This is a genomic window from Amycolatopsis sp. NPDC102522, from assembly GCF_055584485.1.
Window position 1 is genome coordinate 41,984 of the sequence record NZ_JBVJLY010000018.1, and the last position, 21,701, is coordinate 63,684.

A 21,701-nucleotide genomic window follows, 5' to 3' on the forward strand; every position below is an offset into this window, starting at 1 on the left:
ACGAAGACCATGCTGGTCAATAGCTTTGCGGACATGCCACTCCGACTTCACATCCGTGACGACGCCGCAGCCGCGGCGAGCCGTCCGGCCTCGCGAACCGGCCTGCTGGCCGTCATGTGCGCCTGTGTCGTGCTCGTGGTCGGGATGGTCGCCGCGATCAACCTCGCTGTCCCGATGCTGGCCGCGAGCGACCTCCACCCGTCCGCGTCGGCGCTGATCTGGATCGTCGACACCTACGTCGTCTTCTTCGCCTGTCTCGTGATCCCCGGCGGCGCCGCGGGCGATCGCTTCGGCCGCAAGGGTGTCCTGCTCGCCGGCCTGGCGTTGTTCGCGGCCGGCGCGCTGCTGTCGACGGTCGCGCCGAACGTGCCGGTCCTGCTGGCGGGCCGGGCGATCACCGGGGTCGGCGCCGCCGCCGTGCTACCCAACACGCTCGCCGTCCTGCTGCACGCAGTGCCCGCCGAACGCAAGGGCATGACCATCGCGACCTGGGCGTCTATGACCGGGATCGGCGGTGTCGTCGGGAACGTCGGCGGCGGCGCGGTGCTGTCCGGCGGGTCGTGGCGCTGGCTGTTCGCGGCCGCTGTCCCGCTCTCCCTGGTGCTCGCCGCGCTCGTCGCCCGGATCGCGCCGGTGTCCCCGCGGCACGACCGGCCGATCGGCCCGCTCGGCGCCGTCCTGCTCGTCGGCGCGTCGGTCGCGTTGCTGGTCGGCATCGTCGAAGGCCCCGAAAAGGGTTGGGGCAGCCCCATCGTCCTGACCGGGTTCGCCGGTTCGGTCGTGCTGTTCGCCCTGTGGACGTTCGTGGAACTGAAGGCCGAGCATCCGCTGCTCGATCCCCGGTTGTTCCGCGTGCCCGCGCTGCGCAGTGCCTGTCTCGGCATGACCGCGATCTTCTTCGGGATGTTCGCGCTGTTCTACGTCAACGCGTCCTTCCTGCAGTACGGCAAGGGATTCAGTGTGCTGCTGACCGGGCTGGGGATCATCCCGCTGACCGTGCCGGTCATCCTCGGCGCGCGGAAGGTGGGCAAGCTCGTCCAGCGCATCGGCGTCGACGCCACCGTCGCCATCGCGTTCGTCTTCTGCGGCTGCGGCCTCGTCGGACTGTCCACAAACGACGCCTCGACGCCGTACCCCGTCTACGCGGCCTGGCTCGTGGTGACCGGCATCGGTGTCACGCTGGCCCTTCCGACGCTGTCCGCCGCGATCTCCGGTTCGCTGCCGCCTGCTCAGGCCGGTGTCGGCGCCGGGCTGCAAGCCACCACCCGCGAGTTCGGCAGCGCGCTCGGCGTCGCGGTCATCGGCACCGTCCTCACCGGACAGTTCGTCGCCGCGCTGCCGCCCGACCTCCGTGCGGAGCACGATCCGCACACCGTGGCGCAGGCCCTCGCCACCGCGCCGGGCCGCGCCCCCGAAGTGATTTCCGCGTTCGTCACCAGTACGAGCACGGCCCTGCGGGTGATCGGCGTGAGTGTGCTCGTCCTCGGGGCGCTCGTCGTCCTGCAATCACGCCTTTCCCGCAACACCAAGTAGAAGGAGCAATCCCATGCACGTATTCGTCACCGGAGCGACCGGCTGGATCGGCTCGGCCGTCGTGGACGAGTTGCTCGACGCCGGCCACGAGGTCACCGGCCTCGCCCGCTCGGACGCCTCCGCCGCCACGCTGGAGCGGAAGGGGGCCCGGGTCCGCCGCGGCGACCTGGACGACCTCGACGGTCTCCGCGCGGGCGCCGACGAGGCCGAAGCCGTCATCCACCTGGCGAACAAGCACGACTGGGGCAACCCCGCCGAGTCCAACCGTGCCGAGCGAGCCGCCGTCCAGACCTTCGCCGACGCGCTGACCGGGACGGGCCGGGCCTTCGTTCTCGCCGCGGGGCTTTCGACCCTCGTCACCGGGCGTCCCGCCGTCGAAACCGACCTCTCCCCCGCTGTCGGCCCCGACTCTCATCGCGGTGGCGCCGAGAACCTCGCCCTCGAGTACGCCGAGAAGGGCATGCGGGTGATCAGTGCCCGGTTCGCGCCCTCTGTCCACGGCGTCGGCGACCACGGCTTCGTCTCGGGGCTCGTCGCGGCCGCCCGCAAGCACGGCGTCTCCGGCTACCTCGGCGACGGCACCAACGCCTGGGCCGCGGTGCACCGCACCGACGCGGCCCGGCTCGTCCGGCTGGGGCTGGAGGGCGCGCCCACCGGCTCGCTGCTCCACGCTGTCGCCGAAGAAGCCGTCACGACAAAGGAAATCGCCGAAGCCGTCGGACGGATGCTCGACGTCCCCGTGGTGTCTGTCGCGCCGGAGAACGGCGCCGAGCACTTCGGCTTCGTCGGCCGGTTCTTCGGGCTGGACATGTCCGCGTCGAGTGAGCACACCCGCGAACTCCTCAAGTGGGCCCCCTTCGGACCGACCCTGGCCGAGGACATCGAAGCCGGCGCCTACGCCTGAAAGGAAGGAACACCATGTCCGAAGTGACCGCTTTCATCCTGGTGAAGACCACACCCGAATGGCTCGGCCTCACCGTCGAGCAGCGGGTGGAGGCCTTCACCACCGAAGTCCTCCCGGCGATCGAGAGCAAGGTGAAGGGAGTCCGGTCCCGGTTCTTCGACACCGAGTTCTACTCCGCGCGCGTGACCGACGTGTGGGTCTGGGAGGCCGAGGACCACCACTCGTACCAGCTGCTCATCGAGGCACTGCGCGAGACGCCGTTCTGGGACCGGTACTTCGAGATCGTCGACCTGCTGGTCGGTGTCGAAAACGCGTACGCCACGAACTACGGCTTGGACGCCCACGCGAGCGTCAACGTCTGAGATCGGCGGGGCCAGGGCACCGACGGTCTCGGCCGGTGCCCTGGTTACCCACCCGGACAACCGGAGCGAGAAGCTCGCCCCGCTTCATCCAGCCTCCCCGCCCGGAAACCTAGGGCAGGGCGCCCGGGACCGGTCCCCGAACGCCACGAAGGCCACGAAGGCCACCGTCGCGACGGTGGCCTTCGTGTTCACGAGCCCAGGTTTCAGGCAGTGGTTTCGAACGGCTGGACGTTCGGCTGGAACACCTGGCCGTTGGCCGGGATCTTCAGGTCGATCAGGTAGTCGGCCGTCACCTTGTCCACCCCGAGCGAGTCACCCAGGATGCAGTGCCCGAAGGCGTCGACCGAGAGCAGCCGGGCGTTGCCCAGCTCGTCGGCCATCCGCTTCGCGAACAGGTACTGGGTCGCCGGGTCGTAGTAGTTGCCGACGACCAGCACCGGGGTGTCGGTCTTGGCCTGCCACGGGCCGCGGTAGACGTCCGGCTTCTTCGCGGGCCACACGGGGCAGCCCGCCACGTCCGAGAATGCCTGGTAGCGACCGAAAGTGGGCGATTCCTTCTCCCACTTCGCGGCGATCTCCGGCACCTTCTCCTGCTTGACCGTGATCTTCTTGTCCGAGCAGTTCACGGCGAAGTAGGAGTCGTCACCGGTGTACGGGCTGTCCGGGTCCGCGTCCGCGCGCCCGTTCGCTCCCGACCGCAGCACCTTCAGCTCGACGGCCTGGGCCGTCTGCGTCTGCGCCGACGGCGGGTGGACGACGTTGTACAGCGCCTGCAGGTCGTCGGCCAGCGGCGGGAACGACGTCGGCGAGTACAGCACACCCGAGACCGTGCTGGTGAACGCGTTGATGTCGTAGCTGCTCCCGTCCGGCAGCTTGATCGGCTGCTGGCGCAGGTACTCGCGGATCTCGTCGAACTTCTCTCGCGGCGTGCCCGAACTGAAGGAGCACTTCGGCCCGACCTGCGCGCACTTGCGCAGGAAACCGTCCAGCGAGATCTCGAACCCGCGTGCCCGCTCACGGTCGTACTGCACGCCGTCGCTGGTGCGCAGCGCCGGGTCGACGTTGCCGTCGATGACGATGGCCCGGCTCTGCTTCGGGAACATCGACGTGTACGTCGACCCGATCAGGGTCCCGTACGAGAAGCCGACGAAGGTCAGCTTCTGGTCGCCGACGGCCGCCCGCATCTTGTCGAGGTCACGCACGACGTCCTTGGTGGACATGTGGTTCAGCAGGCCACCGGCGTTGTTCTTGCAGAACTGGCCGTAGTCGCGGTACGACGCCAGCGTGCCGGAGATCTCCTGCCGCGACAGCGGCACGGGGATCTGCGCGGCGAAGACGTCGTTCGCGTCCTCCTGCGTGGTGAAGCATTTGAGCGGGTTGCTGGCACCGACCCCGCGCGGGTCGAACCCGATCAGGTCGAAGCGGTCCAGCACCTGCGGCTGGAAGTAGTTCGCCGCACCGATCGGCATCCGGAATCCGGAGCCGCCGGGGCCGCCCGGGTTGAGGAACAGCGAACCGACCTTCTTGTCGGGCGTCTTCGCCGCCCGCTTCAGCATCGCGATGTCGATGGTGCCGAGCGCCGCGTTGTCGTGGTCGATCGGTACGCGGTACCGCGCGCAGCTGTAGAACTTGACCTGATCTGCTGGAACACCGCGGACCTGGTCCGCCGTGCAGGCACCCCAGGTCACCGGCGCGGTCACGCCGACCTGGGCGGCGGACGTCCCGGCGTCCTGGGCGGCGACGGCCGTCCCGGACGCGCCGGTCAACGCGGCGCCGGCCACGAGTGCCCCTACCAGTGCGAAACCGCGCACCGGCCTCCTTGTGGATCTCGGCAAAACGACTCCTCCCTCGGCTTGCGACGTGTCGGACCACGTCGCACGGTGCGCCGTCGACGTCACGGCGCGTAACACCAAGCGAGCCTCGCACAAGCCGGTAACCCAGTCACCGGCCGAAAGGATGGTACGAACCTATCGAGTGGTTGTCTTTAACTCGAAGATCGGTAACACACGGCGAGCGGCTTGCTCCTCCATGGAGTAGCCGGGCCAGAAGTCCAGCAGCAGTTTCCACATCGCTTCGTACTCTTCGCCGAGGAGTTCCCTGGCCCTGACCGGGATCTCCTTGCCCGCCAGCGCGACGACCGCGTCGGGCTGCGAACGCAGGTTGTGTGTCCACGCGGGATCGTTCGGCCTCCCCCAATTGGAGCCGACGAGCACGAAGTCCCCATCGTGCGGGAAGTACAAAAGGTTGGTACTACGGGGCAGACCGCTCTTACGGCCTGTCGTGGTCAGCCGCAGGGAAGGGAGCCCGGCCAGCGCGACCAGGCTCACCTTCCCCTTGAACAGGCGGTGGAGTTTCTTGTCCGCCCAGATGATCCCGCCCGCGAGCCCCATGAGCCACGGTTTCGTGCCGAGCGCGCGAGCGAGCAAGGTGAGAGGGTTAGTCACGGACAGATCTTGCCAGGCTCACCCCGAAGCGTGATTCCGAGTCCGTCCACCATTTCTCCACCGCGAATCCGGCATCGGCCAGTTCGGCGGCGATTCCCTCCCGCCGGAACTTCGCGGAGATCTCGGTGCGCACGTATTCGCCCTCGGCGAACTTCACCCGCAGATCGGCGCCCGGGATGTCGACGGTCAAAGCCTCACGCGCGCGCAGACGCATTTCGATCCATTCGTTCTCCTCGTCCCAATACGAGACATGGTCGAAGGCGGCCGGATCGAAGTTCGCGCCGAGGCCGTTGTTGATCACGTGGAGCATGTTGCGGTTGAACTCGGCGGTGACCCCGTCCGCGTCGTCATAGGCACGCTCCAGCGTTTCCCGGTCCTTCACCAGGTCCGTCCCGAGGAGAAGCCACTCCCCCTCGTCGAGCACATCGCGGACCGAGCGCAGGAAGGTGGCACGGTCGGCGGGGAGGAAGTTGCCGATCGTGCCACCGAGGAAGACCACCAGCCGCGGCCGGTCGCCCGGGAGGAGGTCGAGATGCCGGGTGAAGTCGCCGACCACACCGCGGACTTCGAGTGACGGGTAGTCGGCCGTGATGGCTTCGGCGGCTTCGGCCAGCGCGGTTTCGGAGACGTCGAGCGGCACGAACTCCTTCAACGTGCCGTGTTTCGTCAGCGCGTCGAGGAGGAGGCGGGTCTTCTCACTGGACCCGGAGCCGAGCTCGACCAGGGTGTGCGCGCCGGAGCTTTCCGCTATCTCGCCGCCGCGCTCGGCGAGCACCTCCCGTTCGCTGCGGGTCGGGTAGTACTCGGGAAGTGCGGTGATCTTCTCGAACAGTTCGCTGCCGCGCGCGTCGTAGAACCATTTGGGCGACAACCACTTCTGGTCCGCTTCCAGGCCGGCGCGGACGTCCGAGCGCAGTTGCTCGGTGATGTCCGACTCGCTGTGATGTACGTCGAGGTCCACTTCGGTCATCGTGCCTCAGGGCTCCGATCGGCTTCGAGGGGAAGGATTCGCACGCCTTCGCCGGTGACCCGGACGGCGTGGTGGTCGGGAACAGGGATCCAGCCGGGGTTGTCGTCGCACGGTTCCGACGCGACGAGCACACCTCCGCCGGTGTCCCGATAGGACAGGGAATGCGTCCACGCCGTGCCGATGAGCGTCCGGCCGTCGGTCAGCAGGAGGTTGAGCCGTGAACCCGGCCCCGCCTCCTCGACCACTCCGGTCAGCCATGTGACGGCCGCGAGCGGGTCTTCGCCCGCTTCGAGCCGCTCACGCAGCAAAGCCCACAGCAGCGCCGAGTCCGTGGTCGCCTCCAGCGTCAGAAGGCGGGTGATCGGCAGTTTCGCGGCGAGTTCGGCCATCGAATCCGGCCAGCCCTTCACCACTCCATTGTGGCTGAAGAGGTAGCCGCCGCCGGTGAACGGCGCGTTCGCCGCCTCGACCACCGGCATCCCCGTCGTGCCGTTCCGGACCGCCGCCATGAAGGCGTGCGACCGCACCGACCCGGCGAGCGCGGGCAGGTCCCCGTCCGTCCACAAAGGAGCGGACCGGCGCAGCCGCAGCGGATCGGGGGCCTCGGTGTACCAGCCGAGGCCGTACCCGTCCGCGTTGACCGAACCGCCGCCCCGCATGTCTGCCGGGGCGTAGGACTGCACGAGCAGCGAATGAGGGGCGTGAAAAACCGTCTCGGCGGGTGAACGCGGCTCGCCGAGATACGCGAGGTGACGGCACATGCCGCTCAGGCCACCTCGCTCGGTCGCACGTCCCGGGCACAGCGGAACCCGGAGAAGATCTGCCGTCGGATCGGATGGTCCCAGTTGCGGAACGTGCCACGGATGGCCGCCGCGTCCGTGCCGAACGAGCCACCGCGCAGGATCCGGTAGTCCCCGCCGAAGAACACCTCCGAGTACTCCTTGTACGGGAACGCGGCGAACCCCGGATACGCCTCGAATCCGCTGCTGGTCCACTCCCAGACGTCGCCGATCAGCTGGTGCACACCCAGTGGTGAGGCGCCCGCCGGGTACGCGCCGACCTCCGCGGGCCGCAGGTGCCGCTGCCCGAGGTTGGCGTGCTCGGGGGCGGGTTCCTCGTCGCCCCAGGGGAACCGTCGCGAACGGCCGGTCGCCGGGTCGAAGCGGGCGGCCTTCTCCCACTCACGTTCGGTCGGCAAGCGCCGGCCTGCCCATGCGGCGTACGCCTCCGCTTCGTGAAAGGAAACGTGGACCACCGGCTCCAGGGCGGGCACCTTTTCGTAGACGCCGAACCGCGTCCGCCACCAGCCGTCCTGCTCCCGTTTCCAGAAGCGCGGCGCGTGGATGCCGTGCTCGCTGCGGTACGCCCAGCCGCGCTCACTCCACCACTTCGGGTCTTCGTAACCCCCGGAGTCGAGGAACTCGGCATAGGCCCCGCAGGTGACCGGTGTGGTGTCGATGAAGAACGCCTCCACCGCGACCTCGTGCGCAGGCCGCTCGTTGTCGAGCGCCCACGGCTCGGCGGAGGTACCCATGGTGAAGGCACCGCCGGGCACGAACACCTCCGCGGGCAGCCGCCCGGATCGCGGCGGCGGGGCGGGCGCGTGCAGCACCGGATCGCCCCTGCGGAGCTGGTGGGTGGCCAGCATGGTCTCGTCGTGCTGCTGCTCGTGCTGGGTGATCATGCCGAAGGCGAAGGCGTCCTCGGTGAGCCGCCTGCCTTGCAGCGGAACGTTTTCCAGGATGTCGAAGGACTTCTCCCGGACCTCGCGGACGTACTTGCGCGTCTCCTCCGGGCCGAGCAACGGCAGCTCCGGACGGTCCGCGCGGGCGTGCTGGAACGCGTCGTAGATGTCGTCGATGTCCGGCCGGAGCGCCTCGCGTCCGCCGACGTCGCGCACCAGCCAGAGCTCCTCCTGGCTGCCGATGTGCGCGAGGTCCCAGACCAGCGGCGACATCAGTTTCGAGTGCTGGCGGACCAGCTCTTCGTCGTCGACGGCGGTGAGCGCGACACTGCGCTCGCGGGCCCTGGTGAGCGCCTCGGCCGCGTGAGCCCGCAGGTCTTGCGGGCTCAGCGCGCGAAGCGGGTTGATCTCGGTGCTTTCCACGCTCATGACTGGGTGCTCCTCGAACCGCGCACGAGGGACTGCACGCCCTCGCTGATCTCGGTGATGGTCTCCGGCGGCAGACCGGTCATGCCGAGTTCGGCACAGCCGAGGTCCACCACCTCGCTCGCGACGGTGGCGATCGCCCTGTCGGCCAGGCCGAACCGGGCCGCGCACTCCCATCTGCCCAGGACCGGCTCGCACAGTTCGAGCACCTTGTCCACTGTGGACGGGCGTGCGAGCAGCGCGGCCAGCAGGGCCACCGGGTGCAGCCACCTGGCCGCGGGCTGGGCGTCCAGGTACCGGATCTCCAGGTACCCCTGTGGACGGACCGGGGTGAAGAAGGTCGTCAGGTGATAGGCCAGATCGTCCTCGGTCGGCTTGCCGAGTCCGGCGCTCTCTCCCCGTCCGTCGATCCAGTCGGCGAAGGTCAGGGAATCGGGCGCGTCCCAGCGGCCGTCGCGGCCGGGAAGGACCATCAGCGGGGTGTCCAGGATCCTGCGCGCCCACTCCCCCGCCGGATCGCCGGACGGTTCCGCCGACCGGGTGCGGACCCTTTCGGTGTCCATCACGGCCAGCCAGCGCGCGGACGCGTGGCCGGTGTCCCGTCCGGCGTGGACCCGGGAGTTGGCGAAGGTGGCCAGCAGGGGCGGACCGAGCGCGTGGACCGCGGCCCAGCGGTCGGCGAGATCATCGGCCTCGCCGGTGTCCACACAGACCTGCAGGCCCGCGGTACTGCACATCATCGTCGCGCCGCCGTCGCCCATCGGGGCGAAGCGGCGCTCCATCGCGGCGTAACGAGGTGTGCCCAGTTTGCGGGCGGGAGCACGATGCCTGTCTATCCCGGTGTCACCCAGGTACAGGCCTCGGGCGGTGAGAAGGGTTTCGAGGTGGGCCAGATCGGCCGAGACGACGGTGTCCAGGTGGCGCAGCGTGGTCTGTGGTTGAGCGGAGATCTCCACCTGACATCCGGGCTCGAGGCTCAGTGGTGAACCTGCCGGAAGCGGGAGGGCGGGGCTGTCGGGGCGCAGTGTCCGCGGGGTGTGCGGGCCGAGCGCGGTGGCGAGATCGTCGGGGTCGAGAGGCCGGGCGGGCTCGTCGGCGTAGTGCACGGTGAATTCCAGCTCTACGCCGAGGAGTCTCGGTGGCCCGTGCTTGAAGCACACGGAAGCCACATACGCCTCGCCCTCGGCGCGGTCCGAGAGGACCTTCGCCGTCGCGTTCGACGCGCTCCCGGACTTCTCGGGGAAATCATGAACAGTAGTCATCTTTCCGCCGTCCAGTAGGTTGTCCGATAACTGAGAAACCTTGACTTCGGACGCTACACGCGGGGTCCGACAAATTCAGGTGCGTTCTTGCCGGGCAGGATTCGCGGACCACCTTTTAGGACGGGACGAATCAGGGCAAAGCGGGCTCGGTGCCCAGGCCCAGCGCCGCGGCCGCGTCACGGACCGCCCCGATCACCAGCTGCAGGGCCGGCCGCCGCGACGTGGTCCTGCGATAGGCGATCGAAACCGTTCGAAGCAACGGTGTGGTCAACGCGACGACGTCGATCCCCGGCGGCCGGAGACCCAGTCCGAGATCCGAGACGAGGGTCACCCCGAGCCCGGCCCGGACCATCGCCATCGCCGTCGACTGCTCCTCGACCTCGTGGTTGATCTTGGGCTCGAACCCGTGCCGGTGACACGCCGTGCGCACCGCGCGGCCGAAGTGACTCTTCGGGCTGGCGAGGATCCAGGGATGCTCGGCCAGTTCGGGCAGGGACGCGCTGCCCGAGGGAACGGCACCGGCGGGCACCGCGGCGTGCAGCCGTTCGACCGCGATCACCGCGCGCTCCAGCCCGGCGTCCCACGGCATCGGCGCGTCGGAATAGTCGATCACGAACGACAGGTCCAGTTCGCCGTCACGGACGGCGTCGGCGGTGTCCTCGGGTGCCAGCTCGCGGGTCCGGACCTGGATCCCCGGATGCGCGCCAGCCAGCGCGGCCAGCGCGGGCGGCAGCAGCCCCGAAGCGACCGACGCCCACACCCCGGCCATGAGCCGGACCGAGACGGTCTCCTGCGCCTCCTCCAGTGCCAGTGTCGCCCGCTCGACCGACCCCAGGATCTCCTCGGCGTGCTCGGTGAGCAGCAGCCCCAGTTCGGTCAGCTGTACCCGTCTTCCGAACCGTTCGAACAGCTTCGCACCCACGTCCCGCTCCAACTGAGCCAGCTGCTGCGAAACCGCCGAAGCGGTGTAATGCAGCGATGCCGCGGCCGCCGTGACGGTGCCGCGCCTGCTCAGCTCGCGGAGCATCCGCAGGCGGTGCAACGAAAGCTCCATGCCCCCAACGTAATCGGGCGAGGTGGCGGGTGCCGGACGACGCGTCGGGCGGCGTTACACCAGTTTTTCTGCACATCATCGTTCAGATTCGGTAAATGGACGTCCGCACCCGCCCGGGCGCACCCTCGGAAGTGGCGCAGCACGACCCCGGATCCCGAAGGAGGTGGCCACATGGCCGCGAGGAACGCCGAACCGCTGATGAGGCTCATCTGGACCGACGCCGTCACCGGTGCCACCGGCTTTCTCGTAGTGCACAGCCTGGTTTCCGGCATCGCGACAGGCGGGACCCGGATGCGCGCGGGCTGCACGATGACGGAGGTCGAGGACCTGGCGAGGGGGATGGCGAACAAGACCGCGACCTTCGGCCTGCCTGTCGGCGGGGCCAAGGGCGGCATCGACTTCGACCCGAAGGACGAACGCGCTTTCGGTGTGCTGGAACGGTTCTGCGCGTTCCTGCGACCGTGGATCGACAACCACTGGGTGACCGCCGAGGATCTCGGTGTGCCGCAGCACCTGATCGACGAGGTGTTCGCGAAACTGGGGCTCGATCAGTCGTACCACGCCGCCATCCGCCGTTCGGCCGATCCGGCACACACCCTTCGCCGCGTTCAGGCAGGGTTGAGCACCCCGGTCCCCGGCGGGCTCCTGCTCGGCGACGTCGTCGGCGGCTACGGCGTCGCACAAGCCTGTCTCGGCGTCGCCGACGCGTGGGAATGGCCGGTCGAGAAGACCACGGTCGCCATCCAGGGCATCGGCACGATGGGCGGCGGCGCGGCCTGGTACCTGCACGAAGCCGGAATGACCGTCGTCGCGGTCGCCGACGCCGCCGGGACGCTGTACCGGCCGGAAGGCCTCGACATCCCCGCGCTGCTGGACCTGCGCGACGAGTACGGCGAAATCGACCGGAGCAGGCTGCCGTCGGATGTCCAGTTGCTCCCCCGCGACGAGATCGTCGCGACGGACGCCGACATCTTCGTCCCGGCGGCGATCTCCTACGCGCTACGCGCCGGGAACCAGGGCGTGGTCAAGGCGAAGGTCGTCATCGAGGCGGCCAACGCGGCGACCACCCCGGACGCCGAAGCGGGCCTGGCCGCACGTGGCATCCCGGTGATCCCGGACTTCGTCGCCAACGCCGGCGCGGCCGCGTGGGCCTGGTGGCTCCTGCTCGGCGAGGTCGGCGCCGATCCCGCCGACTCGTTCCTGCGGCTGCGGACCGAGATGCGGGCGAAGGTGGCGCTGCTGCTGAGCTCGTGGAACCTCGACCGAATCGCACCCCGCACCACGGGCCTGCGGCTCGCCGAAACCACCCGTTCGGACGCGGCCACTACCCCGGAAACCGCCCCCGTGCTGGTGATTCCCTGACAGTTCGCGCGTGACAGCCGAGCGGGGAAGATTTCGGACGTTCAACGTCCGAAATCTTCCCTTGTCACACCTTCCACGGGCGTTCGGTGCGTCAGGAGGCGAAGCGGTCCGTAGCGCCGATGAGAACTTCGCGCATCGGCTCGTCCTGGGTGCTGTGGCCGACCTCGTCGATGATGACCAGTTCGCTGCCCGGCCAGGCGTGCGCCAGCTCCCACGGGGTACCGATCAGATGATTCAGGTCGAGGCAGCCTTCGGCGAGTACGGCCGGGATATGGGCCAGCGTCTTGGCCTCCCGCAGGACGACGCCTTCGTCCAAAAAGGACCCCTGGCTCCAGTAGTGCGTGACGAGCCTGGCGAAGGCGAGCCGGAACTTCGCCGTCTCGAAGCTCTTGTACGGCGGTGAAGTCGGGATGATCGCGTCCTCCCAGGCACACCAGTCCGCGGCCGCTTTCTCGTGCACCGCCGGGTCCGGATCCATGAGCAGCTTGAGATACGCCGCCGCCAGATCGCCGTCGCGATCCTCTTCGGGAACGCCTTCGCGGAACTTGGCCCAGGCCTCGGGGAAAACACCGCCGAGACCGCGGGTGAGCAGGTCCGTCTCGCTCCGTCGGCCGGTGGCCAAGCCCATCAGGACCATCTCCGAGACCCGGTCCGGATGCCGCTCGGCATAGACCAGCGCGAGCGCCGAGCCCCAGGAGCCGCCGAAGAGCAGCCACTTCTCGATGCCCAGATGCTCGCGAAGCCGCTCCATGTCGGCGATCAGGTGGTCGGTGGTGTTGGCCGAGAGGTCGGCCTCGGGCTCCCCCGCGTGCGGCGTGCTCCGGCCGCAGCCTCGCTGGTCGAACAGCACCACCCGGTACTTGGCCGGGTCGAAGTAGCGGCGCAGGCCCGTGCTGCAGCCGGTGCCCGGGCCGCCGTGCAGCGTGACGGCGGGTTTGCCGTCGGGGTTCCCGCAGACCTCCCAGTACACGAGGTGCCCGTCGCCGACGTCGAGCATCCCGTGGTCGTGCGGTTCGATTTCCGGATACAGCCGTGTCACGTTCTCGTCCTCCCAGACCCGCCAGAAATACAACAGCGCTGTCACAATAGCCCCGGAGGGTGCCTCGTCGCGCAGGATTTTCTCGTGCGGCAGGCCGGGTTGGTCGTGAGTGGCGATTCGGGACTTTCGTCGCCTCACTAGCGGGGAAGGTTCCCTTCACGACACGACATCGAGTCACCGAACCCCAGATGCCCCCGATGTGGCATTGGGGACACTCACCGTCCCCAACGCCACATTCGGCGCACACCTCGACGGCACGCCACGTTGGCCCTACCCCGTTAGACCACGAATCGCCGCTCACGACCTGGACCTCTCGAAAAGATCTTGAGGCTCGAGTGTCGGATCCGGCCTGAGCCGTTCGTGGAGGGGGTGAGCGGCCGCCACGAAGGGCGCCGCCAAGAGCCACAGGGGATCAGATGTCTCACCAGGAACCCGTCGCCCGCCGCATGTACGAACTGATCGAGCCCATCGGTCTGGTGCCCTACCTCGCCGACGAGTCGGACCAGGCCCTGATCGCGCTCGGGCTGCGCAACCAGTGGGACGCCTACTTCGCCGGACGGGCCGCGCCGTTCGGCCGGTCGGTGCCTGCCGAGGTGGTCCACGCGGTCTTCTACAACTTCGCCCCGGGCGAGGTGGCCCGGCACATCCCGAAGGTCTGGGAGCTGACCACGCCAGAGGCGGCGCTGGCCGCCCGCGAACGGGGATGCGTCGCGGGGCTACGGCGGATCCTCGGTGACCTCGCCGACGCCCCCGGTGTCGAGCACGCCGCCGATCTCCTGCTGAAGGCAGGCATCAGCGCACCGGTGGAGGGACGCGCTCTCTACGCCGCCCTCCGCACGCTCCCGGTACCGCAGGAGCCCCTGGCCCGGCTGTGGCACGCCGCCACCCTGCTCCGCGAGCACCGCGGCGACGGCCACATCGTCGCTTTGCTGGCCGAGGGCATCGGCGGGACCGAGGCCCACGTCCTCCACGCCCTGTCCATCGACATGCCCGCGCACGAGTTCGGCAGGGTCAGCCATCTTCCCGCCGCGCAGCTGACCTCCGTCATCGACGGCATGCGCGACCGCGGCCTCATCGGGAGCGACGGCTGGCTCACCGCCGCCGGACGGGCCGCGAAGGAACGCGTCGAGGCGATGACCGACAGGCTCGCGGAAGCGCCGTACGGCGCCCTGGACGCCGGCGATCTCGACCGTCTGGTCACCGACCTCAGGCCGATCTCGGCCGCCGTCCAGGCGGACTTCCCGTGGTGACGACCTAGCTGCCCAAGGTGCTGGACACGTGCCGAAGCGCGTCTGCCAGCTCCCCCTGCCCGGCGGGTCCGATGTGGACCACCGCGTCGTGACCTTGCCCGGTCGTGTAGCTGAGGTACCGGCCCCAGTCGGTGTCGGCGAAGTGGAGCGGATCCTCGACGGCCACGTGCCTGCCGACTTCGTCCCGCTTGCCGACGTAGAGCTCACCGCTACCCTCGACCGGCCGCTGCACGAGGCTGACGATGTCGGCGATCACCGGCGGTAACGAATGCGTGTCCGGGCCGCGCCGAGCCGCCTCTTCGAGTTCGTACGCGCGGATCGTGCGCAGCCTGCCACCGCCCGCGGGAACGGGCGGCAGTTGCTCGATCAGTGTCTCGGGCAGCCGCCGGCGGTCGATCTCCTGCAGCCCGACCCAGTCGCCGGACGACACCGCGAGCACCGCCTGCAGCCCCAGGGAGGCGGCGAGAAGGCCGTACGTCTCACCCCCGGTGTTCACCCAGCCGTAGTACTCGATGGCCGGTTTCGTGAGCACCGGGAGCCAGTCGAGGAAGTCGACCGACGCGCGGCCGCTCGAGTCCAGCAGCCCGGCTTGCGCCAACGCGGCTTCCACTCGCTTGTCCGCCTCCGCGCGGGCCGTCCTGGACAGCCAGCGCGGTTCGGGACGCAGCGTGATGTGCAGGTCGCCGACGCGTTCGCGTTCGGCGAGCACCGCCAAGGCTTCGACCGGGACGTCCACCCGGCCTGTTCTGACGGTCATCCGCTACTCGCCGATGACCGGCGGGCTGGTCCGCTGGTCGGTGCCGAAGATCGCGTCAGGGTCGGCCTCGATGAGGTAGTCGGGACGCTGATGCTCGTCGTCCTCGTCACCCTCGGCGCGCCTGCCGCCCGCACCCATCGGGCCCATCTGGCCGCCGCCGCGACCTCCCGCGCCACGGCCACCGGCCAGATGGTCGGCACCGCCCATGCCGCCGCCGAGGCCACCCATGCCGGAGCCCCTGCCGCCGCCAAGACCGCCGGAACCGGTTCCACCGGGACCGCCCGCGCGACCACCGGGACCGCCTTCGCCGCCGAGAAGCCTGCCCGCGGCGGTGTTGGGCCCGGGAACGTTGCGTCCCCCGCCACCGCCGGGCTGGTTGGGCCCGCCGCCACCGGGGCCGTAGTTCTGACCGGTGCTGTTCGGCAGGCCGATGACGTTGTCCAGGTCGCCGGTGCCGCGTCCGGGGGTCCGGCCCGGGATCTCCGTGGTCCCCCCGCCGGTCCTGCCGCGTCCGCCGCCGGACGGGAGCGTCGTGTCCCCCGGGCCCGGTTTCCTCGTGGGCGTGGTGATGTCCGGGGGATTCGGCCGGTCCTTCGGGTTGACCGGACGATCATCGGTCGAGCCCGGCTTGGTCTGGTTGTGGTCGCCGCCCGGCTTGTTCTGGTTCCGGTCGGTGCCGTTGTCGTCCGTACCGCTGGTGTCGGTGCCGTCGTTGTCGTCCCCGCCACCGTTCCGGCCCGGCTTCACCGGGATGACCGGCGGCAGGATCGGCGGGTGGATCGGCGGCGGACCGCCACCGACCTTGACGCTGACGTTCGCACCGTCGTTCTTCAGCACGCCGTAGTCGGTCGGCAGGCTGGAACTCGTGCTGGTGGTGACCGAGTCGTACTGGTCCATCACGCGGACGTTGTTCTGGTTCGCCGCCTCGTGCTTCGCGACGCCTTCTTGGTAGTTCTTGATGTCGTTGTTGACCATGAACGGCCCGGCGATCGGGATCGCGCCCTTCAGGCCGGTGCTCCAGGGGTTGGGCTTGTCCGGCTTCGGCGGCACGGGGACGACGGACGACCCCGAATCGTCGAAGCTGTCGGCCTGCACGGAGACAGAGTCCCTCGTGGTGAACAGCGGATCCGCAGTCTCCTTGAAGGCCTGCTCCAGTGGGCCCGCGCCGGCGTTCGCCGCGTCGGCCGCGGACCCGGTCCAGGACGCCGTCATCCGCGACTGCAGACCCTTGATCGCCATACCGCGCTCGACGTAGGCGTCCGAGAGTTCCGCGACGCGCTCGGCCGCGCTGCGCAGGTTGCGGGTGTCGCCCTGGGTGAAGTTCTCGTAGATCTGTTTGCCGTCCACCCTCATGCCCCCTTGAGTGTCTTGATTATGGCCGACACGGCCTTCTTCGCGTTCCCGCAGGCTTGTTGTTCGTTGTCCCAGCTCCCGGCATGCACACTGACCGACAGATCGTCGGCGACGCCGACCGCGAGGTCGCAGTTTCCGCTCGCCCGCCGGTCCTGCAGTCCGAAATAGACGGTCGGATAGCCGTCGACCTCGGGGCCGGGCTCCAGGAACCGCAACTGCCCGGATTTCTTCGCCTTGTGCAGACCTGCCAGACCGCCCATGCCCTTTTCACGGTTACCGCTGCCGAGGATGAGATGCAGTTCGTCGGCCTTGCCTGGCATCCGCCAACTGCAGTCAGGGTTGCTGGTGTCGTTGTCGCCGCTCGACTCGCCAGGCTCGAGCCCCAATTCCGCGGTCATGGCCGCGGGAAGCAGCTTGCACACATCACCGACGTACGCCGAGGCGTCCAGCGGAACCGCCACCTTCGGGACGTTCGGGTCCTCCGGCGCGGCGGACGAACCCGACGATGCCGACGTTCCCGGGGTCGGCGTCGGCGTGCCAGGGTTCTCCCCCGTGCAACCGGCGACCGCGACGGAAACGAGCATGAGCGCCGCCACCGCGGCGCGATTCCTCAACACGTTCGGCATCCTCAGGTCGTGCGCATGGTGTTGGCCGCGTCGGTCGCCATGGTCTTCGAACGGGCGACTTCGAGCTTGGCGATGTAGCCCTCGATGTAGGCCTTCATCGAGTCGTTCTGCTTCTGCAGGGACAGCAGCGAGTCGATACCGGAGTTCACGTAGCTGGAGCTGGCTTCGTCCTGACCCGGCGGCATCAGGTCCTGCATGATGAGCTCGATCTTGTCACCGTCTTTGGCGACCTTCTTCAGTTCGTCTTCCCAGAGCCCGATGACGGTCTTCAGCTCCTCTGGACTCATCTCGAACCCGCCACCACCGCCGCCCCCACCGCCGTAAACGGTCGGTTCCTTCGGCGTGGTCAGGTCGCCCCAGACGGCCTTGATCGCGCTCGCGGCGTCGTCGATGATGTTCACGCCCGCACCTTCCCCTCAGCACTCACTCACCGTGATGGACAAAGAGTAGCCAAGCGGCGGACTGCGTGTCAGCCGATCCGGCCGAGTGATCGGACGTGTTTCGGAACCTTCCGGTTCCCGGATGGACCAATCATCCCGCGAACTGATCACAGTACGTACGTACGGATTGCATTAACCCGGTCTTCGGTGACAGGATTCCAGGATGCCACGGGTCAGCCAGGATCACCTCGACGCACGCCGGCGCCAGATCCTCGACGGCTCCCGCGTGTGCTTCGCACGCTATGGCTACGAGGGTGCCACCGTCAGGCGGCTGGAGGAAGCCACCGGCCTTTCCCGCGGCGCGATCTTCCACCATTTCCGCGACAAGGAGTCCCTTTTCCTGGCGTTGGCAGAGGACGACGCGGTCCGCATGGCCGACATCGTCGCCGAGCAGGGTCTCGTCCAGGTGATGCGCGAACTGCTGTCGAACCGCAGCGAGCACCCCGCCGACTGGCTCGGCACGCGGCTGGAGGTCTCCCGGCGGCTGCGCACCGACCCCGAGTTCCGCGCCCGCTGGGCCGAGCGATCCCACCAGCTGACCGCCGCGACCCGCCGCCGTCTGCTGCGGCAGCGCGACGCCGGGATCCTGCGTGACGACGTCGACGTGGACGTCCTGACCGCGTACCTCGAACTGGTCCTCGAAGGACTCGTCTCCCACCTCGCGATGGGCCAGCCCGGTGACGATCTCGGTCCCGTCCTCGACCTGGTCGAGGAGAGCGTGCGGCGGCACCGCGCCCACGCGGCCGGGGGAACACGTTAAGATTGTCCTATCGCCGCAGTACAGCGGCGGTGTCTGTTGATCCCGATTGAGGAGTGACTCTTTTCGTGCGCGACGCGCAGTCACCTGGTGACAGTATCGAGCCGGGTGGCAAACCCGGCTGTTCCGCGGACCTTCTTGCCGATCCCGTCCCCGCCGGCAGGAAATGATGGAAATCCTGCTCGCCGTTCTCGGCATTCTCCTGTTCCTCCTGCTGACCGTGGGTACCGGCCTCGCCGTAGCCGCTGAGTTCTCCCTCACCGCGCTCGAGCGCAGCACGGTCGACGCGAACGTCCGCCAGGTCGGCGACCGTCGCGCGCACACCGTGCAGAAGGCGCACCGCACCCTCTCGTTCCAGCTCTCCGGCGCCCAGGTGGCGATCACCATCACCACCCTGATCACCGGTTACCTCGCGGAACCGGTGATCGGCGACCTGCTGCACCCGCTGTTCACCGCCGTCGGATTCTCCGAAGGCGTCGCGAACGGCGTGTCACTGGCTGTCGCGCTGATCCTGGCGACGTCGCTGTCGATGATCCTCGGCGAGATGATGCCGAAGAACCTCGCGATCGCCCGGCCGCTGCAGACCGCGCGCGCCGTGGCGGGATACCACTCGCGGTTCTCGTCACTGTTCCGCTGGCTCATCACCCTGATGAACAACAGCGCCAACTTCCTGGTCCGCAAGTTCGGCGTCGAACCGCAGGAAGAGCTGCGGTCCGCCCGGTCGCCGCAGGAACTCGGCTCGATCGTGCGCTCCAGTGCCGAAAGCGGCACCCTCGACACGTCGACGGCCGAACTGCTGGACAAGTCGCTGCGCTTCGGCGAGCGGACGGCCGAAGAGCTGATGACCCCGCGCGTCCAGCTCGAATCGCTGACCGTGGACGACACGATCAACGACCTCATCGAGATCTCGCGCCGCACCGGCTTTTCGCGTTTCCCGGTCTACACCGAGGACCTCGACGACGTGCAGGGCGCGGTGCACATCAAGCAGGCGTTCACCGTCCCGTCCGCGCAGCGCGCCACGGTGCGGATCGGCTCGGTCATGCGGCCGATCCCGACCGTGCCCGAATCGCTGCCGGGCGACTCACTGCTCAACCGGCTGCGCGACTCCCGGTTCCAGCTCGCGATCGTCGTCGACGAATACGGCGGCACCGCGGGACTGGTGACCCTGGAGGACGTCGTCGAGGAGATCATCGGCGACGTCCGCGACGAGCACGACGGGCGGGAAGCGCCCTCCTCCCAGCAGGTCGGCGCCGAAAACTGGCTCGTGTCCGGGCAGCTTCGCGCCGACGAGGTGACCGACGAGACCGGGTTCCGGATGCCCGACGGCGACTACGAGACCATCGCCGGGCTGATCCTCGAGCGGCTCGGCCGGATCCCCTCCCCCGGTGACGCCACCGACCTCGACGGCTGGCGGCTCACGGTGACCACCATGGACCGGCTGAGGATCTCCGAGGTCGAAGTGCACCGGGTCGAGGAAAGCCCCGCACCCGCCGAGCAGGAGCCCGCCCGATGAGCGACTGGTTCAACATCTTCCTCGTCGTGGTCCTGCTGCTGGCCAACGCGTTCTTCGTCGGCGCGGAGTTCGCGCTGATCTCTTCCCGGCGCGACAGGCTGGAAGCCTTGCTGGAGCAGGGAAAGACCCGCGCCAAGATCGTGATCAACGCGAGCAGGAACGTCTCGCTGATGCTCGCGGGCGCGCAGCTCGGCATCACCATCTGTTCACTGCTGCTCGGACGGCTGGGTGAGCCCGCCATCGCGCATCGGCTGGCCGGTTTCTTCGAGCTGTTCGGGATTCCCGAAGTCCTGCTGCATCCGATCTCGTTCGCGATCGCGCTGGCCTTCATCACCATCCTGCACGTCCTCATCGGCGAGATGGTGCCGAAGAACCTCGCGATCGCCGAGCCGGAGCGGCTGGCCCTGTGGCTGGTCCCGGTGCACGTGGCCTGGGTGAAGGTCGCCAACCCGTTCATCTGGCTGCTGAACTTCGTGGCGAACTCGCTGCTGCGGGTGTTCAAGGTCGAGCCGAAGGACGAGCTCGAAACCGCCTACACCTCCGAGGAGCTCGCCGAACTGCTCAGCGAGTCGCGGCGCGAGGGGCTGCTGGAGCACTCCGAACACCAGCGGCTGAGCAAGACGCTGTCGTCGGTGGAGAAGACGGTGGCCGACGTCCTGGTCCCGACGGCGCAGCTGACCACGCTGCCCTGCTCGCCCACACTGGGCGACGTCGAGCGCGCGGTGTCCTCGACCGGGTTCTCCCGCTTCCCGGTGTGCACCGACGACGGGACACTGACCGGCTACATCCACGTCAAGGACATCCTCGACCTCGTGGGCGAGGATCCGACGACCGTGGTGCCGTCGGACAAGACCCGGGCGCTGACCGAACTGCACGCCGACGCCCGGCTGGACGAGGCGTTGTCGGCGATGCGCAAGGAAGGCAGTCACCTGGCGCGGGCGCTCAGCCCGGCGGGGACCGCCGTCGGCGTCGTCGCGCTGGAGGACCTCGTCGAGGAATACGTGGGAACTGTCCGCGACGGTACCCACGTCATGTCATGACCGGCCTGATCGTCCTTCCCGAGTCCGCCTGGCGGGCTCGGGAGGACGACCACGTGACGAGGATGCGGCGCTGGACAACGCCGCACCAGCGGCGCCGCTCGCGGGGCGAGAAGCATCCGGTGCTCGATTTCCTCTTCTCCTACTACTCGCACCGGCCCGGGCACGTCGAACGCTGGCAGCCGGGGCCGGACGTCGCGCTCGAAGGCCCGTCCGCACGCCGGTTCCTGGAGCGGAAGGGCTACCTCGACACGCCGGACGGAGTCATGCTGGATCCGGCGGGCTTCACCGAGGGCCGGGCCAGGACCGCCGAATTCGTCCTCGGGCTGCTTTCCGCGACAGCGTCCCGCGCGCCGAGGCTCAGTTGTTTCGGGCTTCACGAATGGGCAATGGTTTACCGGGAATCCGCGAATGAGGTACGTCACTCACAACTTCCGCTCCGGCTCGGTTCGACCGGAACGGACGGCGTCGTCGAGTCGCTGGAGATCCGGTGCGGACATTTCGACGCTTTTCGGTTCTTCACCGAGCCCGCCCGGCCGCGCAACACGCTGCGACCGGAGCGGGAGAACCAGATCGAGTTCGAGCAGCCGGGCTGCCTCCACGCCAACATGGACTTGTTCAAGTGGGCGTACAAACTCGACCCGTTCGTCCCCGCCGAGCTGGTCGGGGACTGCTTCGAGCTGGCGGCGGACATCCGGGAGCTCGACATGCGGGCCAGCCCGTACGACCTCGCCTCGTTCGGGTACTCGCCCGTGCGGATCGAGAGCCCGGAAGGCAGGGCCGAGTACGCTCGCGCGCAGGCTGGTTTCGCCCACCGGGCCGCGCCGCTGCGTGAGCACCTGATAGCGCATTGCCAACGGCTCCTGGGCGGGTTAAGGAAAGTTCCCGCGACACGCAGAAAACAACTGTGAGTCGTCGCATTCCCCGT

Annotated in this window: 21 protein-coding genes; 9 read left to right on the forward strand and 12 right to left on the reverse strand. The window is 68.8% G+C overall.

Annotated elements, in window-relative coordinates; translation table 11 throughout:
- Window positions 1-114 precede the first annotated feature (114 nt).
- From ACZ6YV_RS31900 to ACZ6YV_RS31910, 3 genes are read left to right on the forward strand one after another with little or no spacing between them, the layout of a single operon-like run.
- Window positions 115-1,533 (forward strand): MFS transporter, encoded by a 1,419-nt coding sequence (locus tag ACZ6YV_RS31900; RefSeq protein ID WP_465513243.1) that lies wholly within the window; start codon window positions 115-117, stop codon window positions 1,531-1,533.
- Window positions 1,534-1,546: 13 nt separating this feature from the next.
- Window positions 1,547-2,437, forward strand: a complete 891-nt coding sequence (locus ACZ6YV_RS31905; protein ID WP_465513151.1) for an SDR family oxidoreductase — start codon at window positions 1,547-1,549, stop codon at window positions 2,435-2,437.
- 14 nt (window positions 2,438-2,451) lie between these two features.
- On the forward strand, window positions 2,452-2,799 hold the full coding sequence (locus ACZ6YV_RS31910; protein WP_465513152.1) for a darcynin family protein: 348 nt from the start codon (window positions 2,452-2,454) through the stop codon (window positions 2,797-2,799).
- Window positions 2,800-3,002: 203 nt separating this feature from the next.
- On the opposite strand, the gene ACZ6YV_RS31915 is transcribed toward ACZ6YV_RS31910, so the two are convergent.
- The 7 genes from ACZ6YV_RS31915 to ACZ6YV_RS31945 all read right to left on the reverse strand — a co-directional run bounded on the left by ACZ6YV_RS31915 (window position 3,003) and on the right by ACZ6YV_RS31945 (window position 10,639).
- Window positions 3,003-4,610, reverse strand: a complete 1,608-nt coding sequence (locus ACZ6YV_RS31915) for an alpha/beta hydrolase (RefSeq protein ID WP_465513153.1) — start codon at window positions 4,608-4,610, stop codon at window positions 3,003-3,005.
- A 156-nt stretch (window positions 4,611-4,766) separates the two neighbouring features.
- Complete coding sequence (locus ACZ6YV_RS31920) at window positions 4,767-5,189, reverse strand: nitroreductase family deazaflavin-dependent oxidoreductase (RefSeq protein WP_465513244.1); 423 nt, start codon at window positions 5,187-5,189, stop codon at window positions 4,767-4,769.
- A gap of 46 nt (window positions 5,190-5,235) precedes the next feature.
- Entirely contained in the window at window positions 5,236-6,213 is a 978-nt protein-coding gene (gene egtD / locus ACZ6YV_RS31925) for an L-histidine N(alpha)-methyltransferase (RefSeq protein WP_465513154.1), read from the reverse strand.
- Window positions 6,210-6,974, reverse strand: coding sequence for an ergothioneine biosynthesis protein EgtC (egtC, locus tag ACZ6YV_RS31930; RefSeq protein WP_465513155.1), 765 nt, complete (start codon window positions 6,972-6,974; stop codon window positions 6,210-6,212). Before egtC ends, egtD begins: the two co-directional genes overlap by 4 nt.
- A gap of 5 nt (window positions 6,975-6,979) precedes the next feature.
- Window positions 6,980-8,326: an ergothioneine biosynthesis protein EgtB gene (gene egtB / locus ACZ6YV_RS31935; RefSeq protein WP_465513156.1), complete on the reverse strand. Its 1,347-nt coding sequence runs from the start codon at window positions 8,324-8,326 to the stop codon at window positions 6,980-6,982.
- A complete protein-coding gene (locus ACZ6YV_RS31940; RefSeq protein ID WP_465513157.1) occupies window positions 8,323-9,585 on the reverse strand; it encodes a glutamate-cysteine ligase family protein in 1,263 nt (420 codons plus the stop codon). Before ACZ6YV_RS31940 ends, egtB begins: the two co-directional genes overlap by 4 nt.
- A 130-nt stretch (window positions 9,586-9,715) precedes the next feature.
- Window positions 9,716-10,639: a LysR family transcriptional regulator gene (locus ACZ6YV_RS31945; RefSeq protein WP_378243695.1), complete on the reverse strand. Its 924-nt coding sequence runs from the start codon at window positions 10,637-10,639 to the stop codon at window positions 9,716-9,718.
- A 171-nt stretch (window positions 10,640-10,810) separates the two neighbouring features.
- On the opposite strand from ACZ6YV_RS31945, the gene ACZ6YV_RS31950 reads away from it, so the two are divergent.
- The gene (locus ACZ6YV_RS31950) at window positions 10,811-12,001 is read left to right on the forward strand and encodes a Glu/Leu/Phe/Val dehydrogenase dimerization domain-containing protein (protein ID WP_465513158.1); all 1,191 of its coding nucleotides are present in this window, start codon (window positions 10,811-10,813) and stop codon (window positions 11,999-12,001) included.
- Between the two features lie 91 nt (window positions 12,002-12,092).
- On the opposite strand, the gene pip is transcribed toward ACZ6YV_RS31950, so the two are convergent.
- Entirely contained in the window at window positions 12,093-13,085 is a 993-nt protein-coding gene (gene pip / locus ACZ6YV_RS31955; protein ID WP_465513159.1) for a prolyl aminopeptidase, read from the reverse strand.
- Between the two features lie 371 nt (window positions 13,086-13,456).
- Between pip and ACZ6YV_RS31960 the strand changes: the two genes are divergently transcribed.
- Window positions 13,457-14,290: an SCO6745 family protein gene (locus ACZ6YV_RS31960; protein ID WP_465513160.1), complete on the forward strand. Its 834-nt coding sequence runs from the start codon at window positions 13,457-13,459 to the stop codon at window positions 14,288-14,290.
- Between the two features lie 4 nt (window positions 14,291-14,294).
- On the opposite strand, the gene ACZ6YV_RS31965 is transcribed toward ACZ6YV_RS31960, so the two are convergent.
- The 4 genes from ACZ6YV_RS31965 to ACZ6YV_RS31980 are packed head-to-tail and all read right to left on the reverse strand — an operon-like array spanning window position 14,295 to window position 17,427.
- Entirely contained in the window at window positions 14,295-15,026 is a 732-nt protein-coding gene (locus ACZ6YV_RS31965) for an ESX secretion-associated protein EspG (RefSeq protein WP_465513245.1), read from the reverse strand.
- Window positions 15,027-15,050: 24 nt separating this feature from the next.
- A complete protein-coding gene (locus ACZ6YV_RS31970) occupies window positions 15,051-16,400 on the reverse strand; it encodes a hypothetical protein (protein ID WP_465513161.1) in 1,350 nt (449 codons plus the stop codon).
- Window positions 16,397-17,026: a DUF3558 domain-containing protein gene (locus tag ACZ6YV_RS31975; RefSeq protein WP_465513162.1), complete on the reverse strand. Its 630-nt coding sequence runs from the start codon at window positions 17,024-17,026 to the stop codon at window positions 16,397-16,399. The genes ACZ6YV_RS31970 and ACZ6YV_RS31975 overlap by 4 nt, the downstream gene beginning before the upstream one ends.
- Before the next feature lie 2 nt (window positions 17,027-17,028).
- Window positions 17,029-17,427: a hypothetical protein gene (locus tag ACZ6YV_RS31980; RefSeq protein WP_465513163.1), complete on the reverse strand. Its 399-nt coding sequence runs from the start codon at window positions 17,425-17,427 to the stop codon at window positions 17,029-17,031.
- Between the two features lie 202 nt (window positions 17,428-17,629).
- Between ACZ6YV_RS31980 and ACZ6YV_RS31985 the strand changes: the two genes are divergently transcribed.
- The 4 genes from ACZ6YV_RS31985 (at window position 17,630) to ACZ6YV_RS32000 (ending at window position 21,684) form a co-directional block, all read left to right on the forward strand.
- Window positions 17,630-18,226: a TetR/AcrR family transcriptional regulator gene (locus ACZ6YV_RS31985; RefSeq protein ID WP_005150059.1), complete on the forward strand. Its 597-nt coding sequence runs from the start codon at window positions 17,630-17,632 to the stop codon at window positions 18,224-18,226.
- 163 nt (window positions 18,227-18,389) lie between these two features.
- Window positions 18,390-19,736, forward strand: a complete 1,347-nt coding sequence (locus ACZ6YV_RS31990; RefSeq protein ID WP_465513164.1) for a hemolysin family protein — start codon at window positions 18,390-18,392, stop codon at window positions 19,734-19,736.
- On the forward strand, window positions 19,733-20,776 hold the full coding sequence (locus ACZ6YV_RS31995; protein ID WP_378236870.1) for a hemolysin family protein: 1,044 nt from the start codon (window positions 19,733-19,735) through the stop codon (window positions 20,774-20,776). The genes ACZ6YV_RS31990 and ACZ6YV_RS31995 overlap by 4 nt, the downstream gene beginning before the upstream one ends.
- Entirely contained in the window at window positions 20,773-21,684 is a 912-nt protein-coding gene (locus tag ACZ6YV_RS32000) for a 3-methyladenine DNA glycosylase (protein ID WP_465513165.1), read from the forward strand. The genes ACZ6YV_RS31995 and ACZ6YV_RS32000 overlap by 4 nt, the downstream gene beginning before the upstream one ends.
- Window positions 21,685-21,701 lie beyond the last annotated feature (17 nt).

What these genes read in the sequence shown, in the direction of transcription:
- ACZ6YV_RS31985 (WP_005150059.1), top strand. Translation starts at nt 17,630, where the DNA reads ATGCCACGGGTCAGCCAGGATCACCTCGACGCACGCCGGCGCCAGATC.
- ACZ6YV_RS31960 (WP_465513160.1), top strand. Translation starts at nt 13,457, where the DNA reads ATGTCTCACCAGGAACCCGTCGCCCGCCGCATGTACGAACTGATCGAG.
- ACZ6YV_RS31920 (WP_465513244.1), bottom strand. Translation starts at nt 5,189, where the DNA reads ATGGGGCTCGCGGGCGGGATCATCTGGGCGGACAAGAAACTCCACCGC.
- egtB (WP_465513156.1), bottom strand. Translation starts at nt 8,326, where the DNA reads ATGAGCGTGGAAAGCACCGAGATCAACCCGCTTCGCGCGCTGAGCCCG.
- ACZ6YV_RS31905 (WP_465513151.1), top strand. Translation starts at nt 1,547, where the DNA reads ATGCACGTATTCGTCACCGGAGCGACCGGCTGGATCGGCTCGGCCGTC.
- ACZ6YV_RS31975 (WP_465513162.1), bottom strand. Translation starts at nt 17,026, where the DNA reads ATGCCGAACGTGTTGAGGAATCGCGCCGCGGTGGCGGCGCTCATGCTC.
- ACZ6YV_RS31940 (WP_465513157.1), bottom strand. Translation starts at nt 9,585, where the DNA reads ATGACTACTGTTCATGATTTCCCCGAGAAGTCCGGGAGCGCGTCGAAC.
- ACZ6YV_RS31900 (WP_465513243.1), top strand. Translation starts at nt 115, where the DNA reads ATGTGCGCCTGTGTCGTGCTCGTGGTCGGGATGGTCGCCGCGATCAAC.
- egtC (WP_465513155.1), bottom strand. Translation starts at nt 6,974, where the DNA reads ATGTGCCGTCACCTCGCGTATCTCGGCGAGCCGCGTTCACCCGCCGAG.
- ACZ6YV_RS31990 (WP_465513164.1), top strand. Translation starts at nt 18,390, where the DNA reads ATGATGGAAATCCTGCTCGCCGTTCTCGGCATTCTCCTGTTCCTCCTG.
- ACZ6YV_RS32000 (WP_465513165.1), top strand. Translation starts at nt 20,773, where the DNA reads ATGACCGGCCTGATCGTCCTTCCCGAGTCCGCCTGGCGGGCTCGGGAG.
- egtD (WP_465513154.1), bottom strand. Translation starts at nt 6,213, where the DNA reads ATGACCGAAGTGGACCTCGACGTACATCACAGCGAGTCGGACATCACC.
- ACZ6YV_RS31950 (WP_465513158.1), top strand. Translation starts at nt 10,811, where the DNA reads ATGGCCGCGAGGAACGCCGAACCGCTGATGAGGCTCATCTGGACCGAC.
- ACZ6YV_RS31970 (WP_465513161.1), bottom strand. Translation starts at nt 16,400, where the DNA reads ATGAGGGTGGACGGCAAACAGATCTACGAGAACTTCACCCAGGGCGAC.
- ACZ6YV_RS31995 (WP_378236870.1), top strand. Translation starts at nt 19,733, where the DNA reads ATGAGCGACTGGTTCAACATCTTCCTCGTCGTGGTCCTGCTGCTGGCC.
- ACZ6YV_RS31910 (WP_465513152.1), top strand. Translation starts at nt 2,452, where the DNA reads ATGTCCGAAGTGACCGCTTTCATCCTGGTGAAGACCACACCCGAATGG.
- ACZ6YV_RS31945 (WP_378243695.1), bottom strand. Translation starts at nt 10,639, where the DNA reads ATGGAGCTTTCGTTGCACCGCCTGCGGATGCTCCGCGAGCTGAGCAGG.